Source organism: Bacillus sp. AFS002410 (assembly GCF_002556365.1).
Taxonomy (GTDB): domain Bacteria; phylum Bacillota; class Bacilli; order Bacillales; family Bacillaceae_G; genus Gottfriedia.
Genome location: NZ_NUEU01000029.1, coordinates 66112 through 82056 on the forward strand (window position 1 = coordinate 66112; position 15945 = coordinate 82056).

The 15945-nt window shown below is 33.6% G+C and carries 7 protein-coding genes; 4 read left to right on the forward strand and 3 right to left on the reverse strand.

The window, feature by feature from the left end:
- Nucleotides 1-103: 103 nt before the first annotated feature.
- The 3 genes from CN692_RS17080 to CN692_RS17090 all read right to left on the reverse strand — a co-directional run bounded on the left by CN692_RS17080 (nucleotide 104) and on the right by CN692_RS17090 (nucleotide 9489).
- A complete protein-coding gene (locus tag CN692_RS17080) occupies nucleotides 104-4225 on the reverse strand; it encodes a S8 family serine peptidase (RefSeq protein ID WP_098120372.1) in 4122 nt (1373 codons plus the stop codon).
- Nucleotides 4226-4459: 234 nt separating this feature from the next.
- A complete protein-coding gene (locus tag CN692_RS17085; RefSeq protein ID WP_098120373.1) occupies nucleotides 4460-4642 on the reverse strand; it encodes a hypothetical protein in 183 nt (60 codons plus the stop codon).
- A gap of 713 nt (nucleotides 4643-5355) precedes the next feature.
- Nucleotides 5356-9489, reverse strand: a complete 4134-nt coding sequence (locus CN692_RS17090; RefSeq protein ID WP_098120374.1) for a S8 family serine peptidase — start codon at nucleotides 9487-9489, stop codon at nucleotides 5356-5358.
- A gap of 373 nt (nucleotides 9490-9862) precedes the next feature.
- Here CN692_RS17090 and CN692_RS17095 point away from each other — a divergent pair, with 373 nt between their 5' ends.
- The 4 genes from CN692_RS17095 (at nucleotide 9863) to CN692_RS17110 (ending at nucleotide 15758) form a co-directional block, all read left to right on the forward strand.
- Nucleotides 9863-11296 carry a spore germination protein gene (locus tag CN692_RS17095; protein ID WP_098120375.1) on the forward strand — a complete coding sequence of 478 codons (1434 nt, stop codon included), beginning with the start codon at nucleotides 9863-9865 and terminating at the stop codon, nucleotides 11294-11296.
- A gap of 2 nt (nucleotides 11297-11298) precedes the next feature.
- Entirely contained in the window at nucleotides 11299-12381 is a 1083-nt protein-coding gene (locus tag CN692_RS17100) for a GerAB/ArcD/ProY family transporter (protein ID WP_098120376.1), read from the forward strand.
- Entirely contained in the window at nucleotides 12378-13505 is a 1128-nt protein-coding gene (locus CN692_RS17105; RefSeq protein WP_098120377.1) for a Ger(x)C family spore germination protein, read from the forward strand. Before CN692_RS17100 ends, CN692_RS17105 begins: the two co-directional genes overlap by 4 nt.
- A 576-nt stretch (nucleotides 13506-14081) precedes the next feature.
- A complete protein-coding gene (locus tag CN692_RS17110; protein ID WP_098120378.1) occupies nucleotides 14082-15758 on the forward strand; it encodes a M4 family metallopeptidase in 1677 nt (558 codons plus the stop codon).
- Nucleotides 15759-15945: the final 187 nt, after the last annotated feature.

Genomic DNA, 15945 nt, shown 5'->3' on the forward strand with positions numbered 1-15945 from the left:
TAGCATGTCTACATTTTATTCACTTTAATGTTTTATAAATATAAAAATCCTTCTAGCAGACTACTGTTACTATCTACTAGAAGGGTTTGACTTATATAACTATTTAATTAATCCCTAACTCTACCTTAATCTCATCAATTGTTTTACCTTTATATTTTTTAACTGGTTTTGGCGCATCCTCAACCGTTGGATTTTGCATTAAGTAATTTTTCTCAAAGAAAGCAAAGTCCCTTGCATCAACGATATTATCAAAATTAATGTCTGCGCTTCGTTTATTCGTACCCCAGTATGTTTCGACATATAGTGCATCCATTATGTCGATTACATTGTCTTTGTTTACGTCTCCTGCGATTGGAGTACTAAAGTTTATCTCTGGATTCCAGTGTGCTGCTTTCGCACCTTCATCATTTATAAAGCCTACATGGAATGGTACATACATTGTAAAATGACCAGGTATATCAAGTGCAGCTCTCATCTCTTCCATTGTAACGGGTAGTTTTTCAACCGTTGGTGAGCCAGATGAAGAAATTACCCCTGGATAAGTAGTTCCACTTTGGTCTTTTACAGAAAGAACTGCACCAATTTTTGAAGGATCTACTCTCCAAGTTTCCCTACCTTCTCTTTTCAATGATTCTGGAATTCCAATACCTCCAGTAATTTTCGAATTGGTCGGTTTGCTCCAAATTGGCGTAATCGCTGAAAACATCGAAATCGTTTGGCTCATATCATTTACGTATGATGCTGTAGGTGTTCTGAAAGTTGATAATATATTATATGAATCATTTTTTACATTTAATGTTACTTCTGCAAACGGTACATTACCTGTAACTTTTCCATCAATCATATCTACATTTACATTCAAATTTGTATAAGAACCTGATGGCACTGTAGTGGTTGTAAGCTTAGCAGTTCCAAATTTTTCGATTGCCGGATTCAGTTTTACATCTACAATCTGTAGTTGACTATTCGTAAAGCCAAAGCTAGTCGCTAGTTTTTTCACATCTGTTAGATTACTAGCTGTTAAAGTTAATTTAACATTTTCACCTTGATTGACAATTTTTTGATCAACACTTCCATATACAATTGGTGTGCCTTCTTGAATAAATGTATAGTATTTATATCGGTCACCGTTCGCCGCTGAATTATATCCTCCTAGTTCAATATTGAAACTTTTTGCAGTAATTGGAATATTGTACGAGAAGTTACCGTCCGCATCAGCATAAAACGCATTTGTAAAAATTGAACTATTATTTTTTTCCAATACAAAATTGCCAGATTGATCAATTGAAATGCCTTGCTTTCTATAGTCATCCTGTGTTTTATCAAATACTCTACCATTAATTGGATAAGAAGTCGTACCAGGCTTGTACTCAATAACACCTTCTTCTAAATCTGTTGTAAATTTAGGACCTGTAATATCAATCATTGAATGGTCTTCCATCGTAAATGTTTTACCTTCTCGATTTGTACCAATTATTTTAACTTTATAATGACCTGGGCCATACGGTATTTTTACTTTTGTCGATGAAATAGGTTGCTTTGGATTTCCGGTGAACGGTAAATAATATTCAGTAAATGCTCCATCAATATAATAATCTGTGTTTTCATTGTACTGAGTTGTATTTAATGCTCCTAAATAGCCAATCTCTTTATCTGTTTCACCGTCGAGCAAAACAAAATCAATTGTTTCCATACTTGATCTTGCATTAAAAACAACACCAGTTGCAGAATTTAATAAAGGATAATAAATATTATAGTCAGAAGTCATCATCTTGTTGTAAGTCGCCATTGAATTAAAGCCTTCTTCTACATAATGAACGCCAAATGGAATTTGGTATTGTTCAGTTGGATCCGCATTATTTGTAAAAACGATATAGCCTTCGTAATTTCCTTTTTCTGCAGTTTTTGGGATGTTTAAATTCAATTTTATTGATTTTGAGCTAATGCCATTTATTTTGACTGAAGTTGGCCCTGAAATCGTCACATTATTTTTTGATGCATCTTTTGAATCTCTAAGTCCTGTGTTAAATTTGGCTTCAATGCTAAATGTTTTCGATTTTTCACTTCTATTTTTCAATGTAATATTACGTGTTAACGTTTGATCCTTCTCATTAAAGCTAATCGAACCGAAACTCATTGCACCCGTTAACTCACTAATTGATTTTTCTTTTCCGTTAATTAATGTTGGCGTTTTATCTACAACACTAAGTTCAACATTTGAGTGAATTGCTTCATAAGCATCTACCCTTCCACTACCAATCTCATAAACACTGTAATCTTTTGATAATGGATCTGCCGTATTCATTAAGATTGATTTTATATCTGCTGGTTGTAAATCTTTATTCGATTGCAGTAATAACGCAGAAACTCCTGCAATATATGGAGTTGCCATAGATGTACCAGATAAACGTTCATATGCTATTTTATAATCATCCGGTTTTGTTCCATCACCTGTTTTGTTATTAATATAAAATGGAACGGTTGAAAGGACAGCAACTCCTGGCCCAGTAATCTCTGGTTTAATATCATAATTTACTCTTGAAGGACCTCTTGAACTAAATACTGCTAATTCATCATCTGGCGTCTTTATTTTTGTAAAATTACCAAATGTAAAATCAGTATCTCCCGCTTTCATTGCTGCTAAGATTGCCAAACCGTCCTCATATGAAACTGAGAAACTAGGAATTGAGTTCATCGACTCTCCCAAATATCCTTGAATAAGTCCTTCTGCTTTATTTACTTCATTGTTATAAATAATAACGCCAAGCGCGCCCTTACTTTTTGCCAACTTAATTTTATCTACGAATACAGTGTCTCCACGAGAAATAAACGCAATTTTGCCGTTTACATCTTTTCCGTTATAATCTGCTGCTTTACCAAGCCCAACATCAACTAATTTATATGTCTTGCCTTTTAAAGATGGTAAGTCATCCGTATAATTTCTTGCCATTTCTCTTACAGCATAATTTTTGCCATTTTGTAATCCAATAAATTGATACATATTAATGGCAGCTGATGAAGCACCAACAGTTAATGCTAACGCTGCAGCACCTGGAGAACCTAAAGTATACATTTGATCACCACTATTACCTGCAGCTACAACAGTTGTTACACCACTTAATACTGCATTGTTAACTGCCACTGATGTAGCATAAAGAGGATCATTCAAAGATGCACCTAAAGACATATTAATGACATCCATACCATCCGCTACAGCTTTGTCTAATGCAGCAATAATATTAGCAGTCGTCCCACTACCATACGGCCCTAGTACTCTATAAGAATAGATATCTGCTTCTGGAGCTGCACCTACCGTTTTATATTCACTATCAGCCACTCCTCGACCGCCGATGATTCCGGCAACATGCGTCCCGTGTTCTGTATAATATGTACTTGAGTTAACAATTTCTTGTTTCCCCGATTTTTTCCAATCTGCATATGTTGTCTCCATCGGATCATTATCATTGTCTACAAAATCATATCCGCCTTTATAAGCATCCTTTAAATCTGGATGGTTATAATCAATCCCTGTATCTAGTATTCCAATTTTGATTCCTTTTCCCGTATAGCCTTCAATGTGTAAACGGTCTAAACCGTCATATGGCGAATAATTAGCGACATCAAACTCATCAGCTTTTAACTGGTTATTATTTTCTGTTTGTTTAGGTGGATCAATCGAGACCTTTTCATTGCTCCAAATCGTTTTAACAGCTTTTGATTTTAATAGATTCTTAATTTGATTCGCTGGTAGACTCATCGCCACGCCATTAAACGCATGTTTATATGAACGATTAATTTTAAAGTTTACTTTTGATCTTTTTTCATCAACTAAAACTTTACCTACATCTGCCTGGAAATCCTCATGGTTCTCATCTACTAGTTTAGAAGCTTCAGTTTCAGAAAGCTGTTTTCCTTCAATACTTGCTTCAATTTGTGCAATCTTCGCTGGTTCATTAGCAAACTCAACGATTACGTTTGTTTGTTCATTCGACTTTAAATCTACATCTGACGAAATTTGCAGACCTTTTGACTCATTTGTTTTTAACTCATTTAATGCTAATCTTTGCTCCGGTGTTAAATTTGCAAGCATGTCTTCTACTTTCGAGTAACTAACAGCTTTTGTGGCGTGACCTACATTGCCAAATGATGTCAAAATCACACTCGATGATAATGCAACGATTGTTATCCCCTTTAGCAAACTTTTTTTGTTTAAACTTATTTTCATCTTCTTCCCCCATAATTTAGCTTTTTTCGACTAAAAACAGCCTACACAAATAATTATTCAGAAAATTCACATTACGGTCAACCGGGTTATTTTATTGTGATTAAATCAATGGATTAGAAGACAAAAGATAGTTTTCGACTGATTTTGACAGAGGAAATGGGAGGAATTTGCGCAACTTTATAAGTACATGAATAAAGCCCCTTCAGAATTCAGAAGGGGCTTTTACTAGATCATTTAATTTAGTTGATTCATTGTCACTGAAAATACATAGCTCTGGAACTTATCGCAGCCTTCATATCTATATCTCTTTCCGTCTTTACTAAATTCCCTTCCATTCTCTTGGAAACCTAAATCATGTAAAACATCTTTTATTGAACCGTTTTCGTAGTCTTTTCCAACCTGAAATTCGATACTCAAAATAATCACCCTTATATTTGTTTTTTATTTATTTTGGTAATTGTTGGGTGATTTTATACTTATGGAGCACATTATAGGGGATGTATTTAATATGAAATACAAACAAAATATGTACTTTGTTCATAAAACTGTGAACTTTGTTCGTATAGTACTGAGTTTTGTGCATAAATGGTAGAGTTTTGTGCATAAATGGTAGAGTTTTGTGCGTAAATCAAAGTGTTTTGTTCATAAGCAATTCAATGCTGCTTTTATGTGTTGAAAGATAGCGGATTCGATCGTTGAAATACGAACATAATGTGAACTATATTGATAAAGTAGTGAACTTCGTTGATATATTGGTGTTTCTCGTTGATATATCACCAAATTCCGTTGATATTTAGCTCTTGTTCGTTGATATAGTGTTAAAGCTTGTTATTGATCCTTATATTTGACTCTATTTTTGCCAAGAGTGTCCATATTTTGCAAAGACCGGCTTGATTTTTTCCAAAACCGACTCAACAGCGGCCTAATTTTTGCCTAACCCACCCATTTTCGCCTACACCAGTTCATTTTTCCCCATCGCCTGCCCAGCTATCTCTATTCAAAGCTCATAAAATATGAAATCTGCTCAGAGCGTACAAAAAGCGCTCGCTTCTTCATAGAAATGACGTCAATCAAATAAAAATCCACAAGGAAAATTAACGTCCTTGTGGATTATCATACTTATCTTAAAATTATTTCAGCCCTAGCTCAGTCAATATACTATCCAAAGTAGCTCCCTTATAAGAAGTCTTAGCCTTCGGTGCATTCGGTACAGAGCTGTTTCTCTTTCCGAAGTTTTTCACTACGTAATTCATATCTTTTGCATCAACAACTTTGTCGAAATTGAAATCTGCTGATGCTTTATTAGTACCCCAGAAAGTTTGTACTTGAAGTGCGTCCATTACGTCTATTACGTTATCTTTATTTGCATCTCCAGCAGTTAGTAGTGGCGTTACGTAACGCAATGTTCTGCCTACTGTTTCTCCACGAACTTGATCGGATAGTGTAAATTGTACATATTTTGTGAAATGGCCTGGTACATCAACTTTAAATGTGTATGGCTTATTATCAGCTCTTACCCAGTCAATTGCGAAAGCTCCATTTTTAGAAGTTAATGGTAGATCATAATTTGTTTTCCCATCATATGAAGTAAGTGAAACTTTAGCACCAATCTGAGTTTGATCAATAGCATAGTTCATTTGATTTGTTGTTGGATTGATTACTCCTTCTAGCTGCATGTTTCCATTGAAGTAAGATACTTTTGATGTGTAAAGATAATTTTCAACATAAGAATTAATATTTTTTGTTTCCACACCAGCTTGATCGATAAAGTTTGCTGTTGCTCCGAAAGGTACTCCAATTGATACAGCTTGATCCAATGTTTTTACATCAAAATTAAATAACTGTAAATCCACTGGTAGTACTTTATCCCCTAAATAAGTAAAGTTGACAGTATATTTCGTTGTACTAGCAGAAGCTTGAGAAGATGATACTGAAATTGTTGAATCACCATATTGTTTTACTGCATCGTTTAACTTAATGTTTTGAATTTCACCTTGTTTTGTAGCACAATTGATTACGAATGTTGCTTGTTTTAAGTTTTTAATATTATTCGAACGAACTGTGTAATTTACAGAATCACCTGTTGTGGCTTTCTTATCATTTGCTTTGAAATAGTAATAAGGCGTTGTATTTTTCGTAAAGACTACATGGTCGTTTGGAGTCTGATTTCTTGCTGTATCAAAAGTGTAATAGCTTACATCTAACCATTTAACTTTATTAGAAACATACATTTGCTCTTTAAAGTTTCCATCTTTATCTGTAAAAACTGGTGCGTTAGGGAATGACGAATTATAGAAAAAGACAATTCCATTTTGAGACTGGTCAACATTTATTCCATAACGTTTTGCTTCATCAACTTCAGGATCATATACATTAAATGTGTAATCATAAAGCATTTCTCCATTTGAATCTAGTTGATCATCTGAATATTCTACTACTTTTTGATCTAATGAATCGAAACTAGTTTTTACGATCGGATCACCAGATTCAAATAATAAGTCAGGAGATGATGAGAATGTTTTACCTGAAGCATTCGTTCCAATAAAACGTAATTTATAATGTCCCTTTGGAACTAGTGCATTTTCAGAGCTAATTGGGTTACTTGGATCTCCTGTAAATGGATAATACACACCTTTAAAGACTTGTTGTGCTAAATATTCTACATTTTCTTTTAATAGACTACCGTCATATGTTCCAATGTATCCGACATCTTCTCCTGTCGTTGCATTTTGTAGTACGATATCAATCGTCTTCATATGAGATTGTAATGTTAAATATGCAGTTACCGATGGAAGTGCTGTAGCTGGGAAACGGATTTTATCCGTAAAGATAGGATTATATAATCTAGCACTTAATCCTTCTTTGACAACTCGTCCACCAAATGGAATCTGGTAAGTTTCAGTTGGATCCGCTGTATTTGTGAATGTAATATATCCTTCATATGTGCCTTTTTCAGCTGTTTTTGGAATGTTTAAGTTAAATTTAGTTGATTTTTGGCTAATTCCATTTAACTTTACTGATGTAGGACCTAATAAAGTTACATTGTTTTGAGCTGCGTCTTTAGATCCTCTTAATCCAGTTTGGAATTTCACATTTACATTAAATGTTTTTGCCTTTTCACTACGGTTTTTTAATGTAATTGAACGTGAGTCAGCAATATCTTGATCATTAAATGCAAATGAACCAAAGCTCATCGCACCTGTTCGTTCTTTAATTGATTTTAGTTTCCCATTAATAATCGTAGGAGTTTGATCATCGACCTCAAGCTCTACATTCGAGTGAATCGCTTCATACGCATCAACTCGTCCACTTCCTACTTCAAATACACTATAATCTTTTGATAACGGATCGGCAGTATTCATTAGGATTGATTTGACATCTTCTGGTTGTAGGTCTTTATTAGATTGAAGTAATAATGCTGAGACACCTGTTACATAAGGTGTTGCCATCGATGTTCCTGATAATCTTTCATAAGAGTATTTATAGTCTTCTGGTTTTGAACCATCGACTGTTTTATCATTTACATAAAATGGGACTGTTGAGAGAATTGATACACCAGGTGCAGTTACTTCTGGTTTAATATCGTAATTTACACGAGATGGCCCTCTAGAACTAAATGATGCTAATTCATCAGAAGCTGTTTTTAGTTTAGTGAAATCACCAAAAGTGAAATCTGTTTTTCCAGCTTTTATTGCCGCTAAAATTGTATTACCTTCATCATTTGATACAGAGAATGATGGAATCGCATCCATCGACTCACCTAAAAATGTTTGAATTGCACCTTCCGCTTTATTTGTTTCATCGTTATACATTAAGACCCCGATTGCACCTTTTGCTTTAGCATTTTTGATTTTGTCTATTAACGCAATTGTTCCACGTTTAACAAACGCAATCTTGCCGTTTAGATCTTTTCCATTAAAGTCGGCTGGATTCGCTAAACCAACATCAACCAACTGATAGGTTTTTCCTTTTAAAGTTGTTAAATCGTCCTTATAATTTCTTGCTAACTGTCTTACAGAATAATTTTTACCATCCTGTATACCTGCATATTGATATACATCAAGTGCAATCGATGACGCACCAACTGTTAAAGCTAATGCTGCAGCACCAGGTGAACCTAATGTGTCCATTTGATCTCCACTATTACCTGCAGCAACAACAGTAGTTACGCCACTAAGTACAGCATTATTAACAGCTATTGATGTTGCATAAAGTGGATCATTTAATACATTTCCAAGTGACATATTAATAACATCCATACCATCACTTACTGCTTTATCTAATGCTGCAATTATATTTTCAGCTGTTCCACTACCATATGGTCCAAGCACTCGATATGAATAAAGATCTGCTTCTGGTGCCGCTCCAAGCATTTTATATTCGCTATTACCAACGCCCCGACCACCAATTATTCCTGCTACATGTGTACCATGTTCTGTATAATATGCACTTCCACTTACAATCTCTGTTTTTCCTGATTTTTTCCAATCTGCATATGTAGTTTCCATTGGATCATTATCATTGTCGACGAAATCATATCCACCTTTATACGCATCTTTTAAATCTGGATGATTATAGTCAATTCCTGTATCTAAAATACCGACTTTTATTCCTTTACCGGTAAACCCTTCTGCATGTAAACGATCTAAAGCATCATATGGCGTATAGTTCCCTACTTTTGCTTCATCTGTTTTTAGTTGATCATTTTCTTTTGGCGGATCAATTTTAAACGTTTCATTACTCCAAACTTTTTTAACTGCTTTTGATTTTAGTAGATTCTGAACTTGATTTGCTGGTAACGTCATTGAAACACCATTAAAAGCACGTTTATATGATCGATGAACCTTATAGTTCACCTTTTTTGTTGTTTCGTTAGTTAATATTTCTGCCACATCTTTTGTAAAAGTCGAATGATCTTGATCAATTAAGTCTGACGCTTTTGATTCGGACAATTCCTTTCCTTCTATTGCAGCCTCAAGTCGAGCTATTTTTACTGGCTTATTTGCAAACTCAACGATCACATTGGTTGGTTCATTCGATGATTGATCAATCTCTTCAGAAATTTGCGGTCCCGTTGAATCACTAATCTTAATTTTGTTAAGTACATCTCTTTGTTCAGGTGTCAATTTAGCGAGTAAATCCTCAGTTTTTGTGGTGCCTACAGCTTTTGATATAGAGACACCATGTCCAAGTGAGCCAATTACAAAACTAGTGGATAAAGCAAATACAACTAACCCTTTTCCTATTTTCCTACGCTTCCCCATTAAACCCTTCCTTCCGCTTACTTAAAAGTTGTTTGAAAAGAGCTATTTGATATACAAACATGAACTTTGTATTTGTTATGAAAGTAATCATTTAGTAATCTTTACAAACTTAATTATTAAGACTATTCAGAATTCGGTCAATTGGGTTAAGCTCTTCGCATCATCACAATATTAGGGTCCCTTATAAAGGATATTCGACTATTTTCGGCACGAATGTTTATAAACTTATAAGATTTTTTAATAAAAATATAAGATTTAAGGCTAATGCTTAGAAATAATTTCTTCTATAAACTACCAAATTAGAATAGTATCCATGTTCAACGCGCAAGTTAAGACTAGTAAACTAATGTGATTTTTAAAGAGGTGAGAAACATTGAAGGAAACAAATGGACGTCGATCTAACTTCATTGACCCAGATGGAAATTTAAATTCAAATATTGAATTACTTTTCTCATTGTTTCCTACCTCAGATTTAAAAGTAAAAAATGTTTCAATAGTAGGTAAAAAAGGGGTAATTGTTTATTTTCGTAGCTTAGTAAACGAAGAAAAAATAGAACTGTTTGCAACGAATCTACTTGAATATAAAGAAGATCTATTTCAATTTTTTTATAGCCACACAACAGCTACAAAAATAGTTGAAGACATAGAGAAATCATTATTGTTGGGAAAAGGTATTGTTTTTATTGAAGGAGAAGTTAAAGCTTTTATCTATTCTGTTGAAGATTTTCCAAAGCGAACCTTCACTCCACCAAGTATTGATAATTCAATCAAAGGGTCAAAAATTTCATTTGTAGAGACAATTGAACTTAATATGGGCTTGCTACGAAGGTTTATTCAAAGTCGTAATTTATTATTCAAGGAAACTAAAATTGGTACTGATAATAAAACCTTTGTTAATCTCGCTTATATCGATGGGGTTGTAAAACCTGAATTAGTTGCTGAGATTGAGTCAAAGCTTGCTGCAATTAAATTCGATTCAGCTCTTAATGCAAGTCAATTAGCACAAATGCTAGAAAAGTATCCACTTTCCCTTTTTCCTCAGCTTGTTACAACAGAGCGACCTGATATTGCTGCAGAATCGCTAGAAAATGGAAAAGTCGTAATACTATTAGATCGTTCATCTGAAGTTGTGATTTTACCTGGTTCTTTTATCTCTTTTTTTAAAAGTATTGATGATTCTTCTACAAGGCCTGCTATCTCATTATTTTATTTCTTTTTGCGAGTTATTGCTCTATTCATTACACTCTATTTACCTGGTATTTATATTTCAGTCGTCTCTTTTAACTATGATGTAGTTCCGTTAAAATTAATTATTTCAATTGGAGAATCACGTGCGAATGTACCTTTTGACCCACTTGTTGAAGCGATAATTATGGAGATTACACTTGAAATGTTAAGAGAAGCAGCTATTCGACTTCCTACTCCAATTAGTACAACTGTAGGAGTTGTAGGAGGAATTGTTATCGGCCAAGCTGCCGTTCAAGCCGGGATTGTGAGCAATATTATGGTTATTGTTGTTGCCATTACCGCAATTTCATCATTTATTATTCCGAATTATGACATGGCTTCAAGCTTACGTATTTTACGATTCCCAATTATGTTAATGGCTTCGATATTTGGCATCATCGGAATCATTGCAAGTACGATGATTATTATGGCTCATGCATTGAAATTATCAAGCTACACTGAATCATACAGCCAACCAGTTTCACCCTTTGATTTTAAAGGATTAAAGAAAAAATATAAAAATAGTGCATTATCACTATTATTTAAACAACACATTATGAATCAAAAAAAGAGGAAATAATTATGAGACAAATCGTACCAAGAATTACACTTGTTCAATTTATTTTATTAATATTTGGTGTACAAGTTGGAATCGGCGTGATTTCTTTACCTCGGGTATTAGAACAGAAAGCTGGAACAAGTGGCTGGATCTCACTTTTAATTGGAGGCATACTCTCTTTATTCATTAGTATTTTGATTGTAAAAGTTCGTGAAAAAGACCCTTCTTGTTCATTCTATACTTACTTTACTCATTGTTTTGGGAAAGTACTTGGTACGATATTTTCCCTTTTCTTTACACTTTTCTTTCTTGGGACTGGATTTACAGTTTTATTAAGATCCACTTTATTTATCCAATCCTATATTTTACAAGATTCTTCGTTACTTATACTATTAGTAGTGTTTTTAATTCCAACTTATCAATTCGTGACAGGTGGCATTCAAATTATTGGAAAATATGTCGAAGTTATTTTTCCAATTGTTATCTTTTTTTTAGTTATGCTACTTTTCACTTTGAAACAAAGTAATACTCACTTTATATTTCCAATCATTAAAGATGGTTGGGCACCAATTTTTAAGGCTGTCCCATCAACCATTACATCTTTTTTAGGAATTGAAACGATTTTTGTTTTATATCCTTACTTAGAAGAAAAAGAAAAGGCACTTAAAGGCGTTATAATAGCAAATGGTATGATAACCTTTCTATATTTATACGTTACAATTATTTGTTTTGTCGTTTATAGTCCTGATGAAATCGGCAAGATTTTTGAACCGGTTTTAGATATTTTAAGTGTAATTGAATTTCAATACGTAGAAAGATTGGATTTCATTCTTTTTTCACTTTTTCTAATGGTTATATCTAAAACTTGGATTATGTATATTTGGATTAGTGTTACTAATCTTGCAGAAATGTTTCAGCAAAAACGGATTGATTATATATTCATTGGATTATCATGTGTCTTTTTAATTTTTACAACTTTTTTCATACAAACCTTCAAACAAAATGATCTTTATATGAACTTATTATCTACATATGGTTCGATTGGCATGATGACGATTCTACTTTTAATTTGGATTCGCTCATTAGGAAAAAAGGTGATTGGATGAAAATTTTAAAAATCGCTGCTAGCTGTTTACTTCTATTAGAAATTTTAACAGGCTGCAAAAAGATCGTTAATATTGAAGATATAACGATGGGGTTAGTATTAGGAGTAGAAATTGATCAACAACAGAAAAACCTCAATGTCTTTATGTCCAGCCCTGTTTTTAGTGAAGAAGCAGAAGAAAAAAATGAACAAATCGTAGTAGATGCTTCATCCGTTCGGGAAGCTCGCAATTTATTTGATTCGAGAGTAACAGGGGTTTCCACGGGAGGTAAATTACAAGCTTTTTTAATCGGAACTAAGTTAGCTAAGTACCCAACGTGGACGGCTGTATTAGACTTGATCTATCGTGATCCAAAATTAAGACAAAATGCCGATATTCTATTATTTGATGGCTCTTTGTCAGAGTTAGGTAATCTTAAACCAAAAGATAAACCGAGATTATCTATTTTCATCCCTCAACTAATTGAAACAGCTGATTTTCGAAATGTTACAATTCGAACATCGATTCGAATGTTCCATTTAATGAAGTACGAAAAAGGTATAACACCATATTTTCCAAAAATGGCAATTAAAAATGGGGATCTTGAAGTTAGTGGGGAAGCATTATTAGACCGCAAATTTCTCTTAAAAAGGACTTTATCTATAAAAGAAACACAACTATTACGCATACTTCAAGGTAAAAAAAATGGACAGTTAGGGCCGAATACTTCTATAAATATTAAGAAAAAGAATGAAAATGAACCCCTCATTAACTTAAAGCAGGCTAGTTATAATGTGAAAGATATAAAAAGAAAGGTAGATTGTAAATTCAAGAATAACCATTTTGATTTTACTATTTCCTTAAAGATACCCGTTATGATCACACAATCACCTTATCCGTTAAATGATAAAACATCTGAAAAATTAAGTAAGGAACTCAGTTCTTCTATGGAGAATGATTTAAATAAATTTATCGAGACGCTCCAAGCCGATGAACTTGACCCGATTGGCTTAGGCATATTAGCAAGTTCATACGAACATCAGCAATGGAAAAAGGTAAAATCAAAATGGCCTGAAGCTTTAAAGGACTCAAAAGTACATGTAAAAGCAAAAATTATCATTGTCGATAAGGGAATTACGATGTAATAGGAGCAATTTCAAGGCTATCGTTAAAAATTCAAATATAAAGTATTTTCTTAATTTTTGGCAGGAAATTCATCTTCCTGCCCTTTTTTTATTACTATTCCAGTTCAATTATCACTTTTTATGTTGAAATATATTTTTATCTCGCAAGTCATTACTTTAAAATAATTTTTTAACCATTTATCGTACTGTCATTAAATTAAAAGGTTAGATTAGCAGTTTGCTTTAATCTTAACTGTACAAACTTCCCTTATTTTGATTATAAAACGAAATTAAAACTTTACTAAAATAACAAACTCATAAATTTTTCTCCCTTAAAACGGCTTTTATTTGGGTTCAAATTAACTAAAATAAAACGTGTTCTTAATATAATTCGAGTATTTTTTACCGTTTTTTAACTAAAATTGGTACAATTTTACTATTTTAAAACGCAATTGGATATTTTTCCCTCGATAAATCAGCTTATTTTTTCCTCACAAAATGCGAGAATTGCAGAATTTTGTAGTTTGTAAAACTAGATTAGTAGATGTTACGATGAATTCCTCAATACCACATATGTTAACCAAGGGAGGAATTTTAGTGAACAAGAAAGTTTTAGCGGTTGGATTATCTGTAGGTTTGGCAGCAAGTAGTTTATCGGTGACTAATACATATGCCGCACCAAAAAATGTATTATCGAAATACAAGTACAACAAATCAGTAGGATCACCTGAGTTTGTTTCAGGTCAGTTGACTAAGCCATCAGTTAAGAGCCCTTTAAGCGTTGTCCACAACTATGTCAATGCTAACAAGGATAAATTCAAGCTTGGATCTAAGTCATCTGAAAAATCATTTGTCATTCAATCGAGTAAAAAAGATTCTTATGGTACTAATCTTCGACTACAACAAGTATACAACGGTGTTCCTGTATGGGGATCAACTCAAACTGCAGTAGTTGGAGCGAATGGATCTCTAAACGTTTTCTCCGGTACAGTTATTCCAAACTTAGATACTAAAAAAGGACTAAAATTAGCTAAAAAAGTTAACGCATTTAAATCAATCAAAATCGCAGTCGCAGACCTCGGATACACTCCTATATATGAAAAAGACCCTACAGCTGATCTAGTAGTTTATACAAATGGTAATGATGCTACGTATGCATATCATGTAAACTTAAACTTCCTATCTCCTAAACCTGGTAACTATAATTATTTCATTGATGCATCAACAGGCAAAATCTTAAATAGCTATAATAGTATTGATACAATGGACAGCATCCATGCTGCTAGTAAAACTGTTGGAGCATCGGTTGCTAAACCATCAATTACTGGTACAAATGTCACAGCAACAGGAAAAGGTGTTCTTGGTGATACAAAAACACTAAATATGACTCAATCTGGTTCAACTTATTATTTACAAGACAATACAAGAGGAAATGGTATTTTCACATATAATGCAAATTCTCGTACTACTTTACCTGGTACGCTTTGGACAAGCACTGACACACTTCTAAATAGTACAACTGAAGCTGCAGCAGTTGATGCTCATTATTATGCTGGAAAAACATATGACTATTATAAAACTGTTTTTGGACGTAATTCATATGATGGTAATGGTGCTGCTTTAAAATCAACAGTCCATTATAGCCGTAGTTATAACAATGCGTTCTGGAACGGTTCTCAAATGGTGTATGGTGATGGTGATGGAACAACATTCACTTATCTTTCAGGCGGACTTGATGTAGTAGCACATGAATTAACTCACGCAGTTACGGAAAGAAGCTCAAACCTAATCTATCAAAATGAATCTGGTGCATTAAATGAAGCTATTTCAGATATTTTTGGAACTGTAATTGAGTTCTATAATAATAACAATCCAGATTACGAGATTGGTGAAGATATTTATACTCCAAAAATTGCAGGCGATTCACTTCGTTCTATGAGTGACCCAGCTAAATATGGTGATCCAGATAACTATTCAAAACGTTATGTAGGAACTGCTGATAACGGTGGCGTTCATACAAATAGCGGTATCATCAATAAAGCTGCTTACTTAATTTCAGCAGGTGGAACTCATTATGGTGTAACTGTTTCAGGCATCGGTATTGATAAACTAGCTAAAATTTTCTATCGTGCAAATACCGTTTACTTAACTTCTTCGGCAACGTTTAGCCAAGCTCGTGCAGCAGCTGTACAATCTGCAGCTGACCTATATGGTGCAAGCTCTGCTGAAGTAACAACAGTAAATAAAGCATTTGATGCGGTTGGTGTAAAATAATTTCTCTGTTAAATAAAAAGAGTGCCTCAATATATTTGAGGCTCTTTTTTTTAAGATAAATTTGCGAGTGATGGTGAGAAGTAAGAAATACGAACATAAAGTGAACTTTGTGCATAAAGATGTGAACTTTGTTCATAAATTAGTGGTTTTCATGCATAAAGTCATGGTTTTTTAAGTTAGTCTAAAA